Annotated in this window: 17 protein-coding genes; all 17 read left to right on the top strand. The window is 53.8% G+C overall.

The genetic code is table 11. The features are described 5' to 3' along the window. Positions 1-55 precede the first annotated feature (55 nt). The 17 genes from F463_RS0107330 (at position 56) to F463_RS0107250 (ending at position 23,293) form a co-directional block, all read left to right on the top strand. Positions 56-1,324, top strand: a complete 1,269-nt coding sequence (locus tag F463_RS0107330) for a nitrate regulatory protein (RefSeq protein WP_018986419.1) — start codon at positions 56-58, stop codon at positions 1,322-1,324. 235 nt (positions 1,325-1,559) lie between these two features. Next, positions 1,560-2,465, top strand: a complete 906-nt coding sequence (locus tag F463_RS0107325; RefSeq protein ID WP_018986418.1) for a formate/nitrite transporter family protein — start codon at positions 1,560-1,562, stop codon at positions 2,463-2,465. 77 nt (positions 2,466-2,542) lie between these two features. Then, positions 2,543-2,986 carry a cyanase gene (cynS, locus tag F463_RS0107320; RefSeq protein WP_018986417.1) on the top strand — a complete coding sequence of 148 codons (444 nt, stop codon included), beginning with the start codon at positions 2,543-2,545 and terminating at the stop codon, positions 2,984-2,986. A gap of 32 nt (positions 2,987-3,018) precedes the next feature. Further along, complete coding sequence (locus F463_RS0107315) at positions 3,019-4,833, top strand: bifunctional protein-serine/threonine kinase/phosphatase (RefSeq protein ID WP_018986416.1); 1,815 nt, start codon at positions 3,019-3,021, stop codon at positions 4,831-4,833. Positions 4,834-5,092: 259 nt separating this feature from the next. Then, positions 5,093-6,394: a CmpA/NrtA family ABC transporter substrate-binding protein gene (locus F463_RS0107310; RefSeq protein WP_018986415.1), complete on the top strand. Its 1,302-nt coding sequence runs from the start codon at positions 5,093-5,095 to the stop codon at positions 6,392-6,394. 18 nt (positions 6,395-6,412) lie between these two features. Further along, positions 6,413-7,339 carry a nitrate ABC transporter permease gene (gene ntrB / locus F463_RS0107305; RefSeq protein WP_026295412.1) on the top strand — a complete coding sequence of 309 codons (927 nt, stop codon included), beginning with the start codon at positions 6,413-6,415 and terminating at the stop codon, positions 7,337-7,339. A gap of 23 nt (positions 7,340-7,362) precedes the next feature. Continuing rightward, on the top strand, positions 7,363-8,172 hold the full coding sequence (locus F463_RS0107300; RefSeq protein WP_018986413.1) for an ABC transporter ATP-binding protein: 810 nt from the start codon (positions 7,363-7,365) through the stop codon (positions 8,170-8,172). 84 nt (positions 8,173-8,256) lie between these two features. Then, positions 8,257-9,687: an alginate export family protein gene (locus F463_RS0107295; protein WP_018986412.1), complete on the top strand. Its 1,431-nt coding sequence runs from the start codon at positions 8,257-8,259 to the stop codon at positions 9,685-9,687. A gap of 23 nt (positions 9,688-9,710) precedes the next feature. Further along, positions 9,711-10,496, top strand: a complete 786-nt coding sequence (gene cobA / locus F463_RS0107290; protein ID WP_018986411.1) for a uroporphyrinogen-III C-methyltransferase — start codon at positions 9,711-9,713, stop codon at positions 10,494-10,496. A gap of 23 nt (positions 10,497-10,519) precedes the next feature. After that, complete coding sequence (gene nirB, locus F463_RS0107285; protein WP_018986410.1) at positions 10,520-12,943, top strand: nitrite reductase large subunit NirB; 2,424 nt, start codon at positions 10,520-10,522, stop codon at positions 12,941-12,943. Positions 12,944-13,006: 63 nt separating this feature from the next. Further along, the gene (locus F463_RS0107280; protein WP_018986409.1) at positions 13,007-14,218 is read left to right on the top strand and encodes a nitrate/nitrite transporter; all 1,212 of its coding nucleotides are present in this window, start codon (positions 13,007-13,009) and stop codon (positions 14,216-14,218) included. Positions 14,219-14,270: 52 nt separating this feature from the next. After that, positions 14,271-15,959, top strand: a complete 1,689-nt coding sequence (locus F463_RS0107275; RefSeq protein ID WP_018986408.1) for a bifunctional protein-serine/threonine kinase/phosphatase — start codon at positions 14,271-14,273, stop codon at positions 15,957-15,959. A gap of 38 nt (positions 15,960-15,997) precedes the next feature. Continuing rightward, the gene (nirD, locus tag F463_RS0107270; protein WP_018986407.1) at positions 15,998-16,309 is read left to right on the top strand and encodes a nitrite reductase small subunit NirD; all 312 of its coding nucleotides are present in this window, start codon (positions 15,998-16,000) and stop codon (positions 16,307-16,309) included. A 76-nt stretch (positions 16,310-16,385) separates the two neighbouring features. After that, a complete protein-coding gene (locus F463_RS0107265; RefSeq protein ID WP_018986406.1) occupies positions 16,386-19,154 on the top strand; it encodes a nitrate reductase in 2,769 nt (922 codons plus the stop codon). Between the two features lie 496 nt (positions 19,155-19,650). Next, positions 19,651-22,227 carry a nitrite reductase large subunit NirB gene (gene nirB, locus F463_RS0107260; protein WP_018986405.1) on the top strand — a complete coding sequence of 859 codons (2,577 nt, stop codon included), beginning with the start codon at positions 19,651-19,653 and terminating at the stop codon, positions 22,225-22,227. A gap of 15 nt (positions 22,228-22,242) precedes the next feature. Then, entirely contained in the window at positions 22,243-22,608 is a 366-nt protein-coding gene (gene nirD, locus F463_RS0107255; RefSeq protein ID WP_018986404.1) for a nitrite reductase small subunit NirD, read from the top strand. Positions 22,609-22,633: 25 nt separating this feature from the next. Further along, complete coding sequence (locus tag F463_RS0107250) at positions 22,634-23,293, top strand: type IV pili methyl-accepting chemotaxis transducer N-terminal domain-containing protein (RefSeq protein WP_033413228.1); 660 nt, start codon at positions 22,634-22,636, stop codon at positions 23,291-23,293. Positions 23,294-23,378: the final 85 nt, after the last annotated feature.

Genomic DNA, 23,378 nt, shown 5'->3' with positions numbered 1-23,378 from the left:
ACGCCCTTGCATGGCCGCTGCCGTCCTGCGCACAGTTTTTGCTTGAATTAGCCTGATGATGACCGACATTTCCCCCGCACAAACCATTACCCTGGCCAAAATCAGGCATATCGAGGAGCTCGAGCGTCTGGATAGCTGCATTGCGTTTGTCGAAAAAATTGGCCAGTTGATCCACCAGTTACAAATCGAGCGCGGCGCCAGTTGCCTATTCATCGCCTCTGGGGGCCAGCGTTTTTCTGCAGAGCGCGCAGAGATTGTGGCGCAGAACCAATCCATCGAAACCGACTTCAGGGCCGCTTTACAGCAGCATCTGGACAGGAACAGCCGCGCCGATGCCAAGCAACTGACGCTGATCTCCTGGATATTGCTGGGCCTGGACCAGCTCACCACACTGCGGCATCAAATCACACTGCTCAATATCTCGTTTGCCGATAGCATCGAATCATTCAACCGCCTGATAGGTAGCCTGATTGCGCTGATATTCGAGATCACCGACAGCTCAGTCAACAGCAAGATCTCTACCTGCCTGCTGACCCTGTATAACCTGATCCAGGGCAAGGAATTTGCCGGACAGGAACGTGCGGTGGGTGCCTATTTATTTGGCTCTGGCAGCTTGCAATTGCCACATCAACAAAAGTTGTTTGAACTGATTGCGCAGCAGGAACGGCACTTTGAACTGGTATGCCAGTTTGGCAGCAAAGAGTTGTGTGAAGCCTGGCAGCAATGGCAGGCCAGCACCTGGCAGCAGCAGCACGCCCAATACCGCGCCAAACTGACCAGCGCCCGTGACCAGCAAGCGCTCATGCCCAGTCATGCTGACCTGTGGTTCGATTTGTGCAGCCGCCGCCTGAGCGAGATGTGGCAGATCCAGTGCCAGTTGGTCGACACCATGCACCAACTGCTGGCCGGGCTGACCCGCCAGGCCAAACAAGACTATGAGCAAACCCGCCAGTACCTGCAAACCATACAGGCCAGTCCGCAAGCCAACCTGAACAGTACCTTTTTCAACCTGGCGATTCCTGTTGAAAATGCCTTGAATTTTCAGGCACATGACACGTCGCAGACCTACCCCATGGCATCGATGATCGCTTTACTCCAACACCAGTCACGGCAAATTGCCGACATGGAAACCGAGTTATCAGACACCAAAAAGGCATTGACCGAGCGCAAATTGATTGAGCGCGCCAAAGGCTTGCTAATGAGTACGCTGGGGGTCACCGAAATGGAGGCTTACAAGACCTTACGCAGCACAGCCATGGAGCAGAACCGCAAGGTGATTGATATCGCAGAAAACATCCTTGCCAGCCACCGGCAACCCGGCTGAATGCCCGTCAAGATGGTGCGCTTGCACTTATGTGGTGCGCCGCAGACAAGGTAATTTGCGTGGCTTGACTCGCAAAAACAGTCTCTAACAGCAGTATTTAAGCGATCCAGCCATCTGGCACGACAATTGCATTCATGACATTTCAGTAGGTGACCATGCGGGGTCTCAGGCGTCAAGAGGAGTGTCAACGGCGATACGCTCTCTAATATCTAGCCAGACGACCGCGTAAGCACTGATGGACAAAGGCGTCCTGCCTGAAGATGAACTCTTCAGGCAGGACGCCTTTTTTATTTTGTTTCAGCGTGATATTAGAGAAAGTACGAGGTATTCGATGTCTTATTTAGCTCCCTCAGAGTTTGTATCCAAAATGGTAGATGCCGGAGAGTCAAAGATTTACATGTCTACACGTGACACCGTGATACGTGCTTATATGGCCGGGGCCATCTTGGCTTTAGCGGCAGTGTTTGCCGTCAGTATTGCGATTGCCACGGAATCCCATTTAATTGGTTCCCTTTGTTTCCCTGTTGGTTTTTCCATGCTTTACCTGATGGGGTTTGATTTGTTAACAGGCGTGTTTGTGTTAACACCATTGGCTTGGCTAGATAAACGTCCTGGCGTGACCTGGAAGCAAATCCTGAGAAACTGGGGATTGGTGTTTTTGGGCAATTTTGCTGGCGCATTAACCGTGGCGGCGATGATGTCTTTTATTTTCACCTATGGCTACAACACAGATGGAGGTGCTATTGCGACCAAAGTAGCGGGCATTGGTGAGGCACGTACCTTAGGTTACGCAAAATATGGCATCGATGGCTGGTTTACCATTTTCATTCGCGGCATGTTATGTAACTGGATGGTCTCCATGGGCGTCGTAGGGGCCATGATCTCAACTTCAGTGAGTGGCAAAGTGATTGCCATGTGGATGCCTATTTTCCTCTTCTTCTTTATGGGTTTTGAGCACTCAGTCGTGAATATGTTCTTGTTTCCATTCGGTTTGATTATGGGCGGCAATTTTTCTATTGCTGACTACTTTATTTGGAATGAAATTCCAACTGCTTTAGGCAACCTGGTGGGCGGTTTAGCCTTTACTGGTTTAACCCTTTATACAACCCATGTCAGAACAAAAGCAAAACGTACCCTTTAATTAACGCACTAAGCCACCTCAGCCATGATGGCTGGGGTTTACTTCAGGGCCTTTTATAAAATGATTAGGAGTAAGCAATGACACGCAATGAAGTCACCGAACTGATTATTACGCAAAAACTCAAATTGAATCTTACCTGGAAGCAATTGGCAGACGCGATTGGTTTGAGTAAAGAGTGGACAACCGCGGCGCTCATGGGACAAATGACGCTCAGCGCAGAGCAAGCCAGCACCATTGGCAGCATGCTACAACTACCGCCTGACGCCATCACGCAATTACAAGTCGTGCCTTATAAAGGTTCATTGCCCACGGCTGTGCCAACGGACCCTTTAATTTATCGCTTTTATGAATTAATCAGTGTCTATGGCACCACGTTTAAGGCTTTGATTCACGAAGAGTTTGGTGACGGCATCATGAGTGCGATTGATTTTAATATGGAGATTAAACGCGAAGCTGACCCTAAAGGTGACCGTGTCAACATCACCATGAGTGGTAAGTTCCTGCCTTATAAATCCTATTAATCCGTCGCATCCATCTAAAGCAGCTTTATTGTATGCAAAAGCAATTGATTGTCGATAAGGGTGCCTGCTCAAAGGCAGGACGCAAACAAGTCAATCAGGATGCCGAAGGTGGACGCGTTCCCGAAGCGCCTGCGCTGAGCAGCAAAGGCGCTGCCTTTGCCATTGCAGATGGCATCAGCAGCAGCGATGTCAGCGATCAAGCCAGTCGAATAGCCATCACGAGGTTCCTGGAGGACTATTACCACACCCCCATCGAATGGTCGGTCAAGTCTTCAGTACAGCATGTGTTGCTGGCGATTAATTCATGGCTAAATGCACAGACTTTCCGTAGCCCGCATCGTTTTGATAAAAACAGAGGGTTTGTTTGTACGTTTAGTGCGCTCGTTATCAAATCCCGCATGGTGCATATTTTTCACCTGGGCGACACCCGCATTTACCGTGTCAGAACTGGTCATTTAGAGCAACTGACAGAAGACCATCGCTTCTGGGGCGAGGAAGATCGCAGTTACCTGGCCCGGGCGCTGGGCATGAGCCCGCATCTGGAAATTGACTATACAAGCCATGAAGCAAAAGTCGGTGACGTTTATCTATTGATGTCTGATGGTGTCTATGATCATTTAAAAAGTGATGACATCCTTGCGCTGCTTAACTCAGACACTGACCTGGATCAGGTGTGCCAGCAATGGGTAGCGCTGGCCTACCAGCGCGGCAGTGCCGACAACCTGACCGCCATCGCCGTCCGCTTGCTGCAACTCCCCAACCACGATGTGGCATCGCTGTATCAGGCCTTAAGCGCTTTGCCACTGCCCCCTGCCCTTGAGGAAGGCAAGCAGTTTGAGGGTTACCTTATCCTGCGTGTGCTGCATCAAAGTCACCGCAGCCAGGTCTACCTTGCCCGCGACACATCCACAGGCAATCAGGTCGTGCTGAAAGTGCCAGCGACAGATTTGGCGGCCTCTGCCGAGACGCTGGAAAGGTTTTATCTGGAGGAGTGGATCGCCCGCCGCATCCAGCATCGGCATGTGTTGCGCCCTTTCGCGTCTGAAAGACAGCGGCAGTCTCTTTACAGCGTCATGGAATATGTGCCAGGGCAGACCCTGCAGCAGTGGATGCTGGATCATCCGCAACCCTCGCTGGAGATGGTCAGGCACATTGTAGAACAGCTTGCCAATGCACTCGAAGCGTTTCATCGACTGGAAATGGTCTACCAGGACCTGCAACCGGCCAACATCTTGATAGATGAGGATGGCAAAATCACGCTGATCGACTTTGGTGCAGTCAGCGTTGCGGGGTTGGATGAAATGTACAGCCACACACAGACATGGGGGCTGCTGGGCAGTGTGCAATATTCTGCGCCAGAGCAGTTTATCGGCCAGTCCGGCAGTGTGCAAAGTGATTTATTTGCATTGGGGTGTATTACCTATCAGTTACTGACAGGAAAACTGCCTTATGGCACCGAGGTCGCCAAAATTAAGCACGGTGATGACCGCTTGCGTTTGTATTACCGCGATATCCGCTACGAACAACCGGATTTTCCGGCCTGGATGGATCAGGCCATTGCACGCGCTGTGCACCCCTATGCGGAAAAACGCTACCCCAGCCTGTCCGAGTTCGTGTTCGACTTACGTACGCCCAACCCTGCATTTAATCGCCACAGCCATCCTGCGTTGCTGCAAAGACATCCCTTGGGATTTTGGCGCGGCTTGAGTTTTTTCCTGGCCTGCGTGGTTTTTGTGCTGTTAGGCATGCTGGCCAACCAGAAGTACGCCGAGCGCGCGCCAATCTTGAGCAAGCCGCACAAAAGCAGTGCGATTCAGCCCACCACCCGCCTGCCCGCTAAGCTATAGATATAAAAATACCCATATATATCATGCAGTTAAGTTTAAATATCAAGCTGGCATACCAATTGCTTTAAGACAAGCAAGAGTCAAACTCTGAACTGCCAGGGACCTGTCAACGGAGACATGCCCAGCAATAGCAGCTGATATATAGATTAGTAAGTAACCCGGACAAAGGCGTCCTGAGTGCAAACAAAACACCGTTTGCACTCAGGACGCCTTTTTGTTTTTGCGTTTCCAGTTAATTTCACTTTACCAGGGAGAAAACATGAGTAGTTCTGACAAGAAAACCGCAGTCGAGACGACTGTCGTTCAGGCCGCATCCGTAGACCAAACGCGCCGCCAATTTTTTCGCCAAGCCATCGCGGGCGCTGTCGGTGCTGCCGCAATGATGAACATGGTGCCACCTGCCATTCGCAGCCAGGCTTGGGCCGCAGGCTCTGATGCACCAGAAATCACAGAAGTCAAAGTGGGCTTTATTCCATTGACTGACTGTGCACCGATTATCGTCGCCGCCCAGATGGGTTTTGATAAAAAATACGGCATCAAGATTGTCCCTTCCAAAGAAGCCTCCTGGGCTGGCGTACGTGACAAGCTGGCGAATGGTGAGTTGCACGCTTCCCACGTGTTATATGGCCTGATTTATGGGGTGCAGATGGGTATAGGTGGTCAGCAAAAAGACATGAGTATCCTGATGACGCTGAACCATAACGGCCAGGGCATCACACTGGCAAACCAGCTCAAGGAAAAAGGCGTGACCAGCGGCGGCACATTAAAACGCCTGCTCGATAACGAAAACCGTGACTTTACCTTTGCCCAGACTTTCCCAACAGGCACGCACGCCATGTGGCTGTATTACTGGCTGGCCAACTATGGTATCAACCCGATGCAGGATGTAAAAACCATCGTGGTGCCTCCGCCACAAATGGTGGCCAACATGCGTATTGGTAATATGGACGGTTACTGCGTGGGCGAACCCTGGAATGCGCGTGCCATTTATGACAAGGTCGGCTACACCGTGGCCACCACACAAGATATCTGGGTAGACCATCCGGAAAAAGTCCTGGGTACGACTGCTGACTTTATTGCCAAAAACCCCAACACCGCCCTGGCGCTCACCAAGGCCATCCTCGAAGCTTCGCGCTATATCGATGCCACCAAGAACCGCGCTGAAGTGGCCAAACTGATTTCCGGCAAAGCCTACGTCAACGCGCCAGAAGAAGTGATTGAAGGCCGCTTCCTCGGCCACTACGACAATGGTATCGGCAAGAAGTGGGAAGACCCTAACTACATGAAGTTCTTTAACGATGGCAAGGTCAGCTTCCCTTACCTGTCTGACGGTATGTGGTTCCTCACCCAGCATAAACGTTGGGGCTTGCTGAAGTCCGATCCTGACTATCTGGGCATTGCCAAAAAAGTCAACCGTATCGACATCTACACTGAAGCTGCTAAATCACTGGGCATTAGCGTACCAACAGACGTCATGCGTAGCAGCAAGCTGATCGATGGTGTGGTGTGGGATGGCAAGGATCCTAAAGCCTACGCCAACAGTTTCAAGGTTAAAGCTTAACTTTAGAGGAGAGTCACCATGAGTGTCGTCAGCTTTAACAAGGAAAAGACTATGCAAGCAAGCGAGCCAACTGTGAAAACAGTGCCTGCAAAACCAGTTGTTGCTGTGGTTAAACCTCTCTCAACCACAGCTACAGCAGCCGCCCCGCTTTTGCAGAAGCGGGGAGCATGGGCGGCAACTGCCAAACGCGTATTTGAATGGCTGTTGCCGCCTGTGACTGGCTTGCTGATATTTGCTGCCATCTGGGCGACGGTGTCTGCGCTCACGCAAGGCTTGCCCGGCCCAGTCAAGACCTGGCAATCAGCCGTTGAGTTGTTCAGTGATCCGTTTTACATCAACAACCCGAATGACATGGGCATCGGCTGGAACATTCTTAACTCACTCAAACGGGTTGCTACCGGTTTTGCTTTGGCAGCCGTTGTCGGCATCCCGATGGGGTTTGTGATAGGCCGTTATACGTTTATGTCGAGAATGGCTGCGCCTGTCATCAGCTTGCTGAAACCAGTCTCGCCACTGGCCTGGTTGCCTATTGGCCTGCTGGTTTTCAAGGCAGCCAATCCTGCCGCGATCTGGGTCATTTTCATCACTGCTGTCTGGCCCATGATCATCAACACTGCCGTCGGAGTCAGCAAGGTGCCACAAGACTATATGAATGTCGCCAAGGTGCTCAATTTATCTGAGTGGAAAATCGTCACCAAAATCCTGTTGCCATACGTGATGCCTTACATGATGACGGGCGTACGTCTCTCCATCGGTGCGGCGTGGCTGGTGATTGTGGCTGCAGAAATGCTGACTGGCGGCGTGGGCATCGGCTTCTGGGTATGGGATGAGTGGAACAACCTCAACGTTGAACACATCATCATCGCCATTTTTATTGTCGGCATTGTCGGCCTGTTGCTGGAACAGTGCCTGGTGCTGGTGGCAAAACGCTACAGCTACGAATAACCCGCTGCTTAAGGAATACCACTATGACAAACAATATGATGCAAGACCGTTATGTCCTGATTGAAAACGTCAACATGACGTTTCAAACCAAAAAAGGCAGCTTCCAGGCACTTAAAGATATCAACCTCAATATCCGTGAAGGCGAGTTTATTTCCATCATCGGTCACTCCGGTTGCGGTAAATCTACCGTGCTCAACCTGATTGCCGGTTTGCTGCAGCCTACTGAAGGTTACCTATTCTGTGCCGGCCGCGAAATTGCCAAGCCGGGGCCTGAGCGTGCTGTCGTGTTCCAGAACCATTCCCTGCTGCCCTGGCTGACCTGTTTTGAAAATGTCTACCTGGCTGTTGAGCGTGTGTTTGGTGATACGGAAGGACAGACGCAATTGGCCGAACGTACACGCGCTGCGCTAGAACTGGTGGGTTTAAGCCACGCCGTGGAAAAGCGCCCGAATGAAATCTCCGGCGGCATGAAACAGCGTGTCGGCATTGCCCGTGCACTGGCTATGGAGCCGAAAGTGCTACTACTGGACGAGCCGTTTGGTGCACTGGATGCACTCACCCGTGCGGGCCTGCAAGACGAGCTGATGGCCATCATGTCTCGTTCCGGGTGCACGGCCGTCATGGTCACACATGATGTCGACGAGGCCGTGCTGTTATCAGACCGCATCGTCATGATGACCAATGGCCCGGCAGCAACCATTGGTGAAATTCTAGAGGTTGATCTGCCCCGTCCGCGCAAACGCCTGGAGCTGGTAGAAGACCCGGCTTACACGCATCTGCGTAGCGAAGTCTTGAAGTTTTTGTATGAAAGACACGCCAAAAAGGCGGCATAAGAAATGATGCTGACGGGCGGTCACCCGCCAGCATCCACACCTCATCGAAGTATGGTTACCCCCACATTGAAAAAGGAGCAACACATGAAAGCTAACTCACACCCACGCCTGCGTCAAGTTTCACTCGCGATTTTACTGGCAGCACTGAGCCAGCAGGTGATGGCTGAAGAAGAGGTCATCCCTGAATACACTTTTATGGACGCCATCAAAACCGGTAAAAACCTGACTAGTTTCAGACTGCGCTATGAACATGTAGACCAGGATGGATTGCAACCTGGTGCTTTTGCCAATGGTAGTGCAAACCCGACCGGCGCACGCGAATTGGATAATGCCAATGCGGTGACACTGCGCAGCCTGATCGGCTGGCAAACGGCGCCTTACCATAACTGGAGCTTTGCGGCACAAATCACCAATGTCAGCAAACTGAAGGATGACTTTAATGACGGCACCAACACTGTACGCACCAATGGTGCTTCCAACGAAAGCGATAGAATCAACTATGCCAAGGTGGTGGATCCCGACTACACGGATTTTAACCAGCTGTTTGTGGACTGGACTGGCATCAAAAACACCCGCGTTCGTGCCGGGCGCCAAATCGTCAATTTAGACAATGTACGATTCATTGGTGACATTGCATTCCGTCAGAATACGCAAGTGTTCGATGGCGTGTCGGTATTTAACAAAAGCATTCCCGACACCGAAATCTTTCTGGCTCACTTCGACCGTGTACGTCAGATTTTCACCACACACCGCAGTGGTGACCTCGAAATCGCCAATGCACGTTACCGCATCTCGCCTACCGAATTCCTGGTCGGTTATGGTTATTTTTCAAACTTTGAGAACCTGGGGCTGGGTAATGCCTGGTTTGGCACGGGCGGTACCAACCTGCTGGCAGACCAATCGAACAAAATTATAGGTTTACGCCTGGATGGCACACATCCGTTCACGCCTAATTACCGTGCGCATTACACGGCGGAATACGCCAAGCAGACGGATTACAAAGGCGGTGACAGTCGCATTGACGCCCACTATTACAAACTGGGTGGCGGCTTTGGTATAGACAACTTCAACCTGCGCATTGACCAGGAACTGCTCTCAAGCAACGACGGCCAGTATGCGTTTCAAACGCCGTTTGGCACCAACCACCTGTTCCAGGGCTGGGTAGATAAATTTCTGGTGACACCACGTCAGGGCATTAAAGATACCTTTATCACTGCCACCTACAAATATGGGGACTTCCTGTTTTTCGTCGACTACCACGACATTCGCTCTGATGAAGACTTTTTTACCGTGAATGGTGGCGCCAGCGCTAACGGTAACCGTTATGGCCGCGAGTGGAATGCCGCCGTGACATGGAATATGGACAAGAACTGGATGACCAAACTTGAGTATGGCAAATATACCGAAGATGACCAGTACGCAGCCGCTGCCAATGCTGTGACCAATGCAGCCAGTAACCGCGGCCGCATCCAGGACACCGAAAAATTATGGCTGACTGCCATGTATACCTTTTGATTTAACCAAGTAAGGAACTGCCTATGACTTCAGCCGCAAAAGTTTATTTAGTGGGTGCCGGACCCGGCGACCCCGACCTCATTACGCTCAAGGCCATCAAGGCCCTGCAGCAAGCAGAGGTTGTGCTGGTCGATGACCTGGTCAATCCGGCCTTGCTCGCGCATTGCCCACGGGCACGCATCGTGCCGGTTGGCAAGCGTGGCGGCTGCAAGTCTACCCCGCAGCACTTCATCAACCGCATGCTGGTTGCACTGGCCGAACAGGGACAAGTGGTTGTCCGCCTCAAGGGCGGCGACCCTTTTGTCTTTGGTCGCGGCGGTGAAGAAATGCTGGCTTTAAGAGCCGCAAATATCTCCTATGAAATTATTCCAGGCATGACCAGTGGTTTGAGCGCCTGCGCCAGTATGGAAGTGCCGGCCACCCACCGCAGTTACAACCATGGTGTCACCCTGATTACCGGTCACACCCAGGATGGTGGACCATTGCCGTGGCGAGCCCTGGTGGAGAGTCATACCACGCTGGTGATTTACATGGGCATGCAGCACCTGCCAGACATCAGCCGCGGCCTCATTGCTGCCGGTATGTCTCCTGAGATGCCCTGCATGGTGGTAGAGAACGGTACCCGCGACAACCAGCGCGCGGCTATTTCTTCATTACAGGCCATGCCTTATCAGGCGCATCAACAGGGCCTGAAAAGCCCGGCCATTATCGTGGTCGGTGAAGTTGTGAAATTAGCAAGAACTAGCCAGCAAGAACAAGACTGGCAACAAAACCTGCAACGCTGGGCCAGCCTGGCAGATGCAGCATAAATGATCAGCAAGGAGTGATTAAGATGAAACAGAAACTGGTGGTCGTCGGCAACGGCATGGCCGGCATGCGGGCAGTGGAAGAGCTGCTCAAAATTGCGCCGGACATGTATGACATTACCGTCTTTGGGGATGAGCCTTATCCAAACTATAACCGCATCATGTTGTCACCCGTCCTGGCCAACGAACAGACGATTGATGACATCATCCTGAATACACGCGAGTGGTATGCAGAGAACAATATTACGTTGCGTACCAGCGCACGCGTCAACAAAATTGACCGCAAAGCGCGGACGGTGACCGCAGAAGACGGCACCACCGTTCCCTACGATCGCCTGTTGCTGGCGACGGGTTCCAAGCCGTTTATATTACCGATTCCGGGTGCTGACCTGCAGGGTGTGCTGGGTTACCGTGACATCAAAGACACCAATGACATGATAGAGGCAGCGAAGACGCACAAGCATGCCGTGGTCATTGGCGGTGGCTTGCTGGGCCTGGAGGCGGCGAATGGCCTCAAAATCCAGGGCATGGATGTGACTGTGGTGCATAAAAACGAGTGGTTGCTGGAGCGCCAGCTGGATAAGGTATCCGGCAAAATGCTGCAAAAATCTCTTGAAGCGCGCGGCCTGACATTCCTGCTGCAAAAAGACACTGAACAACTCATAGCCAAAGATGGCCGCGTGGTGGCCGTGCGTTTCAAAGACGGCCAGGAAATCCCTGCAGACCTGGTGGTGATGGCCGTCGGCATCCGCCCGAACTACGCACTGGCCGCATCCGCAGGGATCCACTGCAACCGCGGCATTGTGGTGAATGACACCATGCAAACCTATGACCCTCGCATTTATGCGGTGGGTGAATGCGTCAGCCATCGTGGCATGACTTACGGCCTGGTGGCGCCCTTATTTGAAATGGCCAAAGTGTGCGCCACACATTTGGCCAACTTCGGTATCGGTCTATACAAAGGTTCGGTCACCTCAACAAAACTGAAGGTGACCGGCATTGATTTGTTTTCTGCCGGTGACTTCATGGGCAGTGACGATACCGAAGAAATTTTGCTGCACGACGCGGTCGGCGGGGTATACAAAAAACTCGTGATTAAAGATGACACAATCATCGGTGCCGTGCTGTATGGCGATACGACGGATGGGGCCTGGTATTTCCAGCTGCTGCGCGACAGGAAGCCGATCCACGAAATTCGTGATCACCTCATGTTCGGGCAGGACAGTCTGGGCAATACCGGCCACCAGGGTCAGGACAAAGTGTCTGCCATGACCGACGAAATGGAAGTCTGTGGTTGTAACGGTGTGTGCAAGGGCACCATCGTCAAGGCCATCCAGGAAAAAGGCCTGTTTACGCTGGATGATGTCAAGAAACAAACCAAAGCCGGTTCAAGCTGCGGCAGTTGTACTGGCCTGGTTGAGCAGATCCTGGCCTCTACGCTGGGCGGTGGTTATGCGCCACCTTCTAGCAGCAAGGCCGTGTGCGGCTGTACTGACTTCAATCATGAAGAAGTGCGTGAAGAAATCCGCAAACATAAATACCTGAGCATTCCAAGCGCCATGAAAGGCATGGGCTGGAAAACGCCTAACGGTTGCGCGACCTGCAGGCCAGCACTCAACTACTATTTGATTTCCACCTGGCCACATGAAGCCAAGGATGACCCACAATCACGCTTTATCAACGAGCGTGTACACGCCAACATCCAGAAAGATGGGACTTACTCTGTGGTGCCACGTATGTACGGCGGCGTCACCTCGCCTGACCAATTACGCAAGATTGCTGACGTGGCCGACAAGTACAAGGTACCGATGGTGAAAGTCACCGGTGGTCAGCGTATCGATTTGCTGGGCGTAAAAAAAGAGGATCTGACCAATATGTGGGCAGACCTCGACATGCCGTCTGGCTATGCTTATGGCAAATCTATCCGCACCGTGAAAACCTGTGTCGGTTCAGAGTTCTGCCGCTTTGGTACGCAAAACTCCACGCAACTGGGCATCGATATTGAGAAAGCCTTTGACCATATGTGGGCACCCCATAAGGTCAAATTCGCGGTATCTGGTTGTCCGCGTAACTGTGCCGAGTCCGGCATCAAGGACGTAGGCGTGATCGGCGTGGATTCCGGCTGGGAGATTTATGTCGGCGGTAACGGCGGCATCAAAACCGAAGTGGCGCAATTCCTGTGCAAGGTGAAGACCGCTGAAGAGGTGATTGAGTACTCAGGCGCCTTTATTCAGCTCTACCGTGAAGAAGCGCGTTACCTGGATCGGACCGTGCACTGGATCGAGCGTGTGGGTCTGGATTATGTGAAAAAACGCATTCTTGAAGATGCTGAAGGCCGCAAAGCCGCGTATGAGCGTTTGCTCTATGCGCTGCAAGGGGCGGTGGACCCGTGGGCAGAGCGCGTCAACAAGCGTGATGAACACAAAGAATTTGACACCATTACTGTTTAATCAATACTGTTTAAATGAAGAAACGGCGTGCGACAATTACTATCGCACGCCCGGGAGAGAGATATGCAAAAAAGCTTTTGGGAAGTCGGCCATAAACCTACCTTGTTTTCGGCCTTTTTTTACTTTGACCTGAGTTTTATGGTCTGGGTCATGCTGGGGCCACTCGCGGTACAAATCGCTGCTGACCTGCAACTGAATCCGGCCCAAAAAGGCCTGATGGTGGCAACTCCGGTGCTGACCGGGGCTATCCTGCGTATCGTCATGGGCGTGCTGGTAGACCAGCTCAAGCCGAAAAAGGCAGGCCTGATCGGCCAGGTCATTGTGATTGCAGCCTTGCTGACCGCATGGCTGCATGGCATCCAAACCTATCAGCAAGCCTTGCTGCTGGGCGTATTTCTCGGTTTTGCCGGCGCGGCCTTTGCCGTGGCTTTGCCCCTGGCTTCCCGCTGGTATCCGCCTGAGCACCAGGGGACTGCCCTGGGCATTGCAGGCGCAGGTAACTCAGGCACTGCATTGGCCGCCCTGTTTGCACCTGGCCTAGCCGTCGCCTTTGGCTGGAACAATGTGTTTGGCCTGGCACTGATTCCACTGGCGCTCGCCTTGATTGTCTATATCGCCATGGCTAAAGATGCCCCGGATACGCCTGCGCCCAAATCGCTATCGCAATATCTGGCTGTGCTCAAGGATAAAGACGCCTGGTGGTTTATGTTTTTCTACAGTGTCACTTTTGGCGGTTTTGTCGGTATGGCCTCTTCGTTGACCATTTACTTCCATGACCAGTATGGCCTGGATCCGGTACATGCAGGTTACTTTACAGCAGCCTGTGTATTTGCCGGTTCACTGGTGCGCCCGTTCGGTGGCTTGTTGGCAGACCGTATTGGCGGCATCCGTTCCTTAAGCAGCATGTATGTGCTGGCAGCCGTGTTCCTGTTTATCCTGAGCTTTGGCATTGCTAGCCAGTCCTTAGGATTATTGGTTGTCGTGTTGGCAATGGCGGCCCTGGGCATGGGGAATGGTGCGGTGTTTCAGCTGGTCCCACAACGCTTCCGTAAGGAAATCGGTGTGATGACCGGCCTGGTCGGCATGGCAGGTGGTGTGGGTGGTTTTTACCTGGCATCCAGCCTGGGCTATTCCAAGCAAATCAGCGGCAGCTACCAACTAGGCCTGACCATTTTTGCCGGATTGGCGATCCTGGCGCTGGTCGGCTTGTCCAGCGTGAAAAACCGCTGGCGTACCACCTGGGGCGCAGCAACCGTGACCACAGCCAAGATTTAAGCTAGCATCCATAGCGTTATTCAAACATAGCGTCATTCAAATGGAAGCCAGGATGAAACTCAACTTCAGTGTAGGCGAAAGCAGTCTGACAGGGCCCAGACCTCGCAATGAGGACTATATCGGCCTGGTCACCCCGGCGGACGCCCAACTGGGCATCAAAGGGGCTTTGCTGGCGGTGGCCGATGGCGTGAGTGGTGGCGAGGGAGGTGCCGAAGCAGCTGAAATGACGGTACGCACGATCTCGGCAGACTACTATGCGACGCCGGACACCTGGACCGTACAGCACGCCCTGGACAAAGTCATCCAGGCAGCTAACCGCTGGGTATTGTCGCAAGCACGCAAGCATAGTCACATGGCTGGCATGGCCACCACCCTCTCCTTAATGGTATTGCGCGGGCAGCGTTATGTGCTGGCCCATGTTGGCGATACACGCATTTACCGCCTGCGCGAGCAATCCCTGCAATGCCTGACCACCGACCATGTCTGGGATAGGCCGGATATGCGCCATGTCCTCAAACGGGCGGTCGGTCTAGATGACCAGCTCAGCGTCGATTACGCTGAAGGACTGCTACAAACAGGGGATGTCTATGCCATCGTCAGTGACGGTGTGTGGGCGGCGCTGGGTGATGCCGAAGTGCATAAAGTGCTCATGCTGTACCATACCCCGCAGCTGATGGCCGAGCATCTGGCCAGCCTGGCGCTTGAAAAAGGGGGGCAGGATAACGCCTCCGCAGTGGTGGTGCGTATTGACCAGGTGGGGGAAGATCAGCTGACCGACATGCTAGCTGACGCACTCAGTTTGCCTGTGCCAGCCAAGCTTGCCATTGGCGACCAACTGGATGGCTTTACCGTCACACAAATCCTGCACGATTCGCGCGTCAGCCTCATCTATCAGGTCAGGAATGCCGCCGGACAGCTGTTTGTATTAAAAACACTGCAACCCACCAGGGCCGATGATAAAACCACCTGTGAAGCCCTGCTCAATGAAGAGTGGCTGGCCAAACGCGTGGTGTCTCAGTGTGTGCCGCAGATATTGCCGCTCACGCGCGAACAGCGGAGTGCGCTCTATTACGTGATGACCTGGCATGAGGGTGCCACCCTGCAACAACGGCTTGAGGCCGGGCATCATTTCACCATCAATGGTGTAGCCAATATCGGCCAGGAGTTGCTACGTGGCCTGAGCATGCTGCACCGCCTGGATATTGTGCACCGCGACATCAAACCGGCCAACATTCATATGGGTAGCGACAACCGTTTGCGCATCCTGGACCTGGGCGTGGCCCTGAGTAGCACCGTGCCTATGCCAGAGCAAATGGAAAATCCCGGTACGCCCAGCTTTATGGCGCCCGAGCTGTTTGACGGCAAAGTGGCTGACCGCCAGGCAGACATTTACGCCGCCGGTGTGACGCTCTATCACTTGCTGACACGCAAGTATCCCTACGGTGAAATCGAGCCCTTCCAGTCGCCCCGATTTGGTGAGCCTATCCGGCCTAGCCGTTACCGGCCAGAAATTCCGGCCTGGCTGGAAAACGTGATTCTTAAGGCAATTGCCAGAAAACCAACTGACCGTTTTGAAACGGCCGAAGAAATGCTGCTGGCCATGGAACACGGCGAACTGAAACCGATTGTGATTCCGCGCACACCGCTGATTGCACGGGCGCGTCTGGTCAAATGGCAATGGCTGGCCGTCATCTCGCTGTGTATGAATGTGCTATTGATTTATTTGTTACTGGTTTCTTGAGACCAGTCTCGCATGAAAAAAGCCGAAAAGAGGAAAAAATGAGTTGGACTAAAATTTGCCCGGTAAACGACATCCCAGCCCTGGGAGCACGCGTGGTGCGTCATGGCGAGATCGACATCGGCGTGTTCCGTACACAAGATGACCGCGTATTCGCACTCAACAACAGTTGCCCGCACAAAGGTGGCCCGCTGTCACAAGGCATAGTCTACGGTGACAAGGTGGCCTGCCCATTGCATAGCTGGAAAATCAGTCTGGTCGATGGCAAGGCCGAAGAACCCGATGTTGGCCAAACCGCCTGCTATGCCGTCAAGGTAGAAAACGGCGATGTTTATCTGCAATTAAATAAATAAGGAAACGCGGTAATTCGCTTGCATCGCCACTCATTCAGCGTTTCCGTAAGTCATTCTTTAGTAATACAGGCAATCTATGACGCAACAGCAACAACTCCAGACCTCCAACCATGCGCTGACCGCAGAGCCGGTGACGTTTTACCAGCAACGGCGTGAAACGCGCAGCACTTGCTGCTATTGCGGCGTTGGCTGTGGCGTCATCATTACCACCGAGGGCCAGCAGATTGTCGATGTCAAAGGCGACCCCGAACACCCGGCTAACTATGGCCGGTTGTGCACCAAAGGCTCTACGCTACACCTGACCGCCAAACTGGATGCACGCGCGCTCTACCCGGAAGTCCGCCTCTCCCGCCATGCGCCCAGGGAGCGAGTGAGCTGGGATACCGCCCTCGACTACACCGTGGACCGCTTTGCCGACATTATTAAGACCCACGGCCCGGATGCAGTGGCTTTTTACATCTCTGGCCAGTTGCTCACCGAAGATTATTATGTCTTTAACAAGCTGGCCAAAGGCCTGATTGGCACCAACAACGTCGATACCAATTCACGCCTGTGCATGAGTTCGGCCGTCGCCGGTTACAAGGCCACGCTGGGCGCCGATGCCCCGCCTGCCTGTTATGAAGATATCGACCATACGCAATGCCTGTTCATTGCCGGCTCGAATACCGCTTTTGCCCACCCGATTGTGTTCCGTCGCATTGAAGATGCCAAGGCCAAAAATCCGGATATGAAAATGGTGGTGGTAGACCCGCGCCGCACCGATACCGCACAGCTGGCAGATTTGCACCTGGCGATTTTGCCCGGTACCGACGTCGCGCTGTTTAACGGCTTGCTGCACGTAATGCTGTGGGAAGGCCTGCTGGATATGGCGTATATCCGCAACCATACCGAAGGCTTTGAAGCGCTCAAAGAGACCGTGCGCGAATATACCCCCAAGATGGTGGCCGATATTTGTGGCGTGCCTGAAGCCGATATTATCCAGGCCGCCAAGTGGTTTGGTGCGGGCCCAACCTTGTCCATGTATTGCATGGGGCTGAACCAGTCCATCCATGGCACCGAAAAAAATGCGGCCCTGATTAACCTGCATCTGGCCACCGGCCAGATCGGCAAGCCCGGAGCGGGTCCGTTCTCACTGACCGGCCAGCCCAACGCCATGGGCGGCCGTGAAGTGGGCGGCATGGCCAACCTGCTGTCTGGCCACCGCGACCTGGCCAATGCCGAACACCGTGCTGAAGTCGCGCGCTTGTGGGGAGTGCCCGAAGTCCCGGCCACGCCAGGCAAAACCGCAGTAGAGATGTTTGAAGCGGTTAAAAATGGCGAGATCAAGGCGATCTGGATTGCCTGCACCAACCCCGCACACTCCATGCCAGACCTCAACAATGTGTTGGCCTCCCTGCAACAGGCTGAGCTGGTCGTGTTGCAAGATGCGTTTAAAAATACCGACAGCAATGTCTATGCGGATGTGTTCCTGCCAGCCTCCACCTGGGGCGAAAAAGAAGGCACGGTCACCAATTCGGAGCGCCGCATCACGCGCGTGCAACCAGCCGCCCCCAAGCCGGGTGAAGCCCGTCATGACTGGGAGGCGGTGGTTGATTTTGCGCAGCGGCTGGAACAGAAACTGGGTAAAACCCAAACGCTGTTTAATTACCCGAATACCGAAACCATTTTTAATGAGCACCGCGAAAGCACCAAAGGCCGCGATCTCGATATCAGCGGCTTAAGCTATAAAATCCTGGAAACCCAAGGCCCGCAGCAATGGCCATTTAAATCCGGTGCGACACAAGGCGAAGCCCGCTTGTATACCGATGGCGTGTTCCAGAAACCGGGCGGCAAGGCACATTTTGTCAGCGCGGTGTATAAACCAACCGCGGACAAACCGGATGCACGTCGTCCGTTCCGCCTGCTGACCGGCCGCCTGCGCGACCAGTGGCATGGCATGAGCCGTACCGGCACCCTGGCGCAGCTATACAACCACGTCGAAGAACCCGTGGTCTCCATGCATGCCGATGACATGCAGCGCCGCCAGATCAGCCATGGCGATATCGTCAAGTTGAGTAACAAGCGTGGGACGCTCACCATCAAGGTCCAACAGTCAGATGAAGTCAAACCGGCTGAGCTGTTTATCCCCATGCATTGGGGCAGCCAGTTTATGCATGGCCTGGGCGTCAATGCACTGATGCCACCCGCCTTTGACAAAAGCTCCAAACAACCAGAACTCAAACACACCGCCGTCAAAATCGAAAAACTGAGCCTACCGTGGCAAATGACGGTCATGCGTAGTTGCAACGACCTACGCTTGCTTGCCGACATCCGTGCCTTGCTGCCAGCCTTTGATTACGCCACAGTGGGCCTCTATGGCCGTGGCAGCGGCATGCTGATTTTGCGTGCCGCCCATGGCGCCGCACCGGATCCCAAGCTGATTGCCCAGCTCGACCACTTACTCGGCATGGTGGAAGATGCGCCCATGCTGCGCCTGGATGATGTCAAACGCGGCATTAGCAAACGCATTCTGGTTGAACAAGGCCAGGTCAGCGCAGTACGTCTGATTGGCGAAACACTGGCGGCAGACTGGCTCAAACAAGTCATGCTTGAAGGCCAGTTTACCGACGAACTGCGCAAGTGGGCCCTCGCCCCGCTGGCCGCGCCCCCCACCGGACAAAAATCACGCGGAAAAATCGTCTGTAACTGTCTGGATGTCTCAGAAAACGAAATTATCGAAACCTGCCAGCAGGAAGCAGATTTACTGACGCTGCAAGCCAAGCTCAAATGTGGGACCAGTTGCGGCTCCTGCGTCCCGGAGCTTAAACGGCTGGTGAAGCTGCATGGTAAAACCCATGCGGAATAAGCCCCTCAAAACCGCGCATAAGTGAATCCGTTTGCCTGCCCGCTCCGGATGGTGCCCTCCATACAATCCCGGTGCTGCAATCCTGTGCGCATGCCTCATTAGCGTGCACAAGACCAAAATCACATGGAGAACCTGGCGCCCACGGGTTGAGCGGCGCACCAGCGCATGCAGATAAAATCACTGTGAATCAATGACTTAAAATAAACCATAACTCATTGACACGCTTCTGCTGGCGGTTGGCATGCCAATTGCTTTTTCTGTAGTAACACGTGGCATTTGATCATGTCATGTTTAAACCAGAGATTGTCCATCGTCGGCCAATCTCTCACTGGACAACGGCGTCCATAGCTTGTTTCGCAGAATTGCAATGTGCAATTGCGGCATAGGCTATGGACGCCGTTTTTGTTTTTAGGCTTTGAGTTTGGTAACGCAATGCACGCAACTGACATGAGAAACATCGTGACACTGCCTGCTTGCATCTGATTAGGAATACAAGATGAATCAACACACACGCATCCTCGTCGTCGGCAACGGCATGGTGGGACATTACTTTGTGCAAGAACTGGTAAAACGCCACCCTGACCTGGCCGCCGCCAACTTGCAAGTGACCGTGCTAGGCGAAGAACCACGCCCGGCTTATGACCGCGTGCACCTCTCCAGCTTTTTCTCGGGCAGTACGGCGGAAGACCTGTCGCTGGTCGAGCCTGGGTTTTATGACCGGCCGGGCCTGACGTTACGCCTGAATGCCCGCGTCAGCCAGATTGACCGCCACCAGCATACCGTGACCCTGACAGACAACACTATCCTGCCCTACGACAAACTGGTACTTGCAACCGGCTCTTATCCATTCGTCCCTTCTGTCGCCGGGCGTGACCGTGAGAACTGTTTTGTCTACCGCACTATTGAAGACCTAGAAGCCATGACGGCAGCAGGCAAAACTGCCAAGAGCGGTGTCGTCGTTGGCGGTGGCCTGCTGGGCCTGGAATGCGCCAAGGCCTTGAAAGACATGGGCCTGGAAACCCATGTGGTTGAATTTGCGCCGCGTTTGATGGCGGTGCAAGTGGACGAAGCGGGCGGCAAAGTGCTGCGCAGCAAAATTGAGGAGCTGGGTGTACACGTGCACACCAGCCGTAACACCACGGCGATTGTCGATGGGGCAACGGCACGCCACCGTATGGTGTTTTTTGATGACACCTGGCTGGAAACCGACATGATCGTATTCTCTGCTGGTATCCGCCCACGCGACGAGTTGGCACGTGAATCCGGCCTGGCCATCGGCGCGCGTGGCGGTATCGCCATTGATGACTTCTCCCGCTCGAGTGACCACAATATTTACGCCATCGGCGAATGCGCCAGCTGGAACGACGAGATGTTTGGCCTAGTGGCGCCTGGCTATGACATGGCCCGTACTGCCTGCGCGCACCTGCTGGGTGAAACATCGACCCTTTTTCAGGGCGCAGACATGAGCACCAAGCTCAAACTGATGGGTGTTGATGTCGCCAGCGTGGGCGATGCACATGGCAAAACACATGGTTGCCGCAGCTACCAGTACACCGATGAAGTGCGCAATATCTACAAAAAAATTGTCGTCAGCGGAGATGGCAAAAAACTGCTGGGCGCCGTGCTGATTGGCAATGCCGATGAATACGGCACGCTGCAACAGATGACCGTCAACGAAATGCCGCTGCCGGAAAATCCTGAATTCCTGATTCTGCCAGCCAGTGATGGCAAGGAAAAACCTGGCCTGGGCGTCGATGCCCTGCCGGATACCGCGGTACTGTGTTCTTGTAATAACGTCAGTAAAGGCGCGATTGGTGAAGCGGTGGCGGCTGGCAATTGCAGTATAGGCGCCATCAAGTCTTGCACTAAAGCCGGTACGGCCTGTGGCGGTTGCGTGCCGTTGGTGACACAAGTCATGAAAGCGCAGATGGTGAAGCTGGGTATGACCGTCAACAATCACCTGTGCGAACACTTCCCCTACTCGCGCCAGGAGCTTTACCACCTGGTGCGTGTGGGCCAGATCAAAACCTTTGACGAGTTACTGCATAAACACGGCCATGGCTTGGGCTGCGATATCTGCAAACCCACCGCCGCCAGCGTTCTGGCCTCATGCTGGAACGAATTTATCCTGAAAAAAGACCTGGCGTCCTTGCAAGATTCGAATGACTATTTCTTGGGCAACATCCAGAAAGACGGCAGCTACTCGGTGGTGCCACGCATGCCGGGCGGCGAAGTCACGCCGGATGGCCTGATCGCCATCGGCCAGATCGCGAAAAAATATGGCTTATACACCAAGGTCACCGGTGGCGCACGCGTCGACATGTTTGGTGCCCGTGTGGAGCAATTACCCAATATCTGGGAAGAGTTGATCGCGGCTGGCTTTGAATCCGGCCATGCCTACGGCAAATCGCTACGTACGGTCAAAAGCTGCGTCGGCTCCACCTGGTGCCGCTATGGCGTGGATGACAGTGTCGGCCTGGCCGTACAGCTGGAAAACCGTTACAAAGGCCTGCGTGCCCCGCACAAGATCAAGTTTGGCGTCTCTGGTTGCACGCGCGAATGCGCCGAAGCGCAAGGCAAAGATGTGGGGTTGATTGCGACTGAAAACGGCTGGAACCTGTATGTGTGCGGCAACGGCGGCATGAAGCCACGCCACGCCGAGCTGATCGCCAGCGACCTGACTAAAGAAGAAGCCATCCGCATGATAGACCGCTTCCTGATGTTCTACATCCGTACGGCGGACCGCCTGCAACGGACCAGCACCTGGCGCGACAATATTGAAGGCGGCCTCGACTACCTGCGTGATGTCGTGATTAACGACTCGCTCGGCCTGGGCGCAGAGCTGGAAGCGCAGATGCAACATGTCGTGGATAACTACCAGGACGAATGGAAAACCGCCGTTAATGACCCTGAAGTGCGCAAGCGCTTCCGCAGCTTCGTCAACAGTGTGGCAGGTGACGACAATATTGTCTTCGTCAACGAGCGTAACCAGATCCGTCCGGCCACGCCCGCAGAAAAACAGCAGACCGCACCTGCCGCCAAGGTCATTCCCATCCTGGCGGCAACAGAGTAATCAAGGAAACCGTGTATGAATCAGTTACAAGCAACAAACGCCCAGCCTGCCACGACAGCTGCGGTATGGCACTCGGTGTGCGCACTCGAGGATATCTGGCCGAATATGGGGGTCTGTGCCCTGATTGAAGGCCAGCAGATTGCCATTTTCCGCCTCAAAGATGACCAGCTCTACGCGCTGGATAATCACGACCCGCATAGCGAGGCCAATGTCCTATCCCGCGGCCTGGTCGGAGACCTGGGCGGCGAGCCTGTGGTCGCCTCGCCGATTTACAAGCATCACTATCAGCTACGCACCGGCCTCTGTGTTGAGGACGCAACCGTGTGTCTGAATGTTTACCCGGTCGAAGTCAGGGATGGCAAGGTGTGGGTACAACGATAAACAGGGTGACTCAGAGGACAGAACCATGCACGCCATGAAAAAGACCGATAAACCCGGCCAGCACACCATTCTGAATAGTGACCGCATGGTGGCGCTGATCAACCTTTCTGGCCGCCAGCGCATGTTGTCGCAACGGATCGTGCTCAACCTGGTGATGAGTACGCACCACCCAGAAGCGCTGGCCCAGGCTAAAGAAGCGCTGGCCTTGTTTAGCCAGACGCATGCGCTGCTGGTCAAAGGCAATCATGAATATCCTGGGGTTTATTTTGAGGCGCTGGAAAAAGTCTTGTTTGGCCCGGAAAACAACGAAGCCAAAATACGGCAATTTATTCAGCATTGCCAACAGGCGATTACCGCCTGTGAAAGCAATCAGGGCCTGCCCGCAGCCATGATCTCGTTACTGGGTGAAGAAGCCGGTTCGATCGTCGCCGTGCTCAACCAGATCACGGTCACTTATGAAAATGAATCCAAACACTGCGAGCTGCTCAGGCGCAAAAAGCAGGAAAACCTGATGAGCAGCATCCAGAAAATCGCCAAAGAAGCAAAAATCGTCTCGTTTAATGCACAAGTGATTGCTGCGCGGTCGGGTGACGCTGGCAAAGAGTTTGCGGTAGTGGCGAGCGTGATGACGGACATTACCAATGAAATTGAACAGTTGGTTGCGGCTGCGATGACCACCACATAACAATGCAAACCAAACTGAAATGCAGGCCAGTTGTCGCTACGTTGGTCAAATGGGGAAAACTACACCACGGTAAGGTCCACCGATG

Source organism: Methylophilus methylotrophus DSM 46235 = ATCC 53528 (assembly GCF_000378225.1).
Lineage (GTDB): Bacteria > Pseudomonadota > Gammaproteobacteria > Burkholderiales > Methylophilaceae > Methylophilus > Methylophilus methylotrophus.
The sequence above is the reverse complement of the archived record's forward strand: the minus strand, read 5'-3'. Positions and strand labels throughout refer to the sequence as shown.

Excerpts from the sequence above, each read along its gene's own strand:
- F463_RS0107330 (WP_018986419.1), top strand. The coding sequence starts at position 56 with ATGATGACCGACATTTCCCCCGCACAAACCATTACCCTGGCCAAAATC.
- F463_RS0107325 (WP_018986418.1), top strand. The coding sequence starts at position 1,560 with ATGGACAAAGGCGTCCTGCCTGAAGATGAACTCTTCAGGCAGGACGCC.
- cynS (WP_018986417.1), top strand. The coding sequence starts at position 2,543 with ATGACACGCAATGAAGTCACCGAACTGATTATTACGCAAAAACTCAAA.
- F463_RS0107315 (WP_018986416.1), top strand. The coding sequence starts at position 3,019 with ATGCAAAAGCAATTGATTGTCGATAAGGGTGCCTGCTCAAAGGCAGGA.
- F463_RS0107310 (WP_018986415.1), top strand. The coding sequence starts at position 5,093 with ATGAGTAGTTCTGACAAGAAAACCGCAGTCGAGACGACTGTCGTTCAG.
- ntrB (WP_026295412.1), top strand. The coding sequence starts at position 6,413 with ATGAGTGTCGTCAGCTTTAACAAGGAAAAGACTATGCAAGCAAGCGAG.
- F463_RS0107300 (WP_018986413.1), top strand. The coding sequence starts at position 7,363 with ATGACAAACAATATGATGCAAGACCGTTATGTCCTGATTGAAAACGTC.
- F463_RS0107295 (WP_018986412.1), top strand. The coding sequence starts at position 8,257 with ATGAAAGCTAACTCACACCCACGCCTGCGTCAAGTTTCACTCGCGATT.
- cobA (WP_018986411.1), top strand. The coding sequence starts at position 9,711 with ATGACTTCAGCCGCAAAAGTTTATTTAGTGGGTGCCGGACCCGGCGAC.
- nirB (WP_018986410.1), top strand. The coding sequence starts at position 10,520 with ATGAAACAGAAACTGGTGGTCGTCGGCAACGGCATGGCCGGCATGCGG.
- F463_RS0107280 (WP_018986409.1), top strand. The coding sequence starts at position 13,007 with ATGCAAAAAAGCTTTTGGGAAGTCGGCCATAAACCTACCTTGTTTTCG.
- F463_RS0107275 (WP_018986408.1), top strand. The coding sequence starts at position 14,271 with ATGAAACTCAACTTCAGTGTAGGCGAAAGCAGTCTGACAGGGCCCAGA.
- nirD (WP_018986407.1), top strand. The coding sequence starts at position 15,998 with ATGAGTTGGACTAAAATTTGCCCGGTAAACGACATCCCAGCCCTGGGA.
- F463_RS0107265 (WP_018986406.1), top strand. The coding sequence starts at position 16,386 with ATGACGCAACAGCAACAACTCCAGACCTCCAACCATGCGCTGACCGCA.
- nirB (WP_018986405.1), top strand. The coding sequence starts at position 19,651 with ATGAATCAACACACACGCATCCTCGTCGTCGGCAACGGCATGGTGGGA.
- nirD (WP_018986404.1), top strand. The coding sequence starts at position 22,243 with ATGAATCAGTTACAAGCAACAAACGCCCAGCCTGCCACGACAGCTGCG.
- F463_RS0107250 (WP_033413228.1), top strand. The coding sequence starts at position 22,634 with ATGCACGCCATGAAAAAGACCGATAAACCCGGCCAGCACACCATTCTG.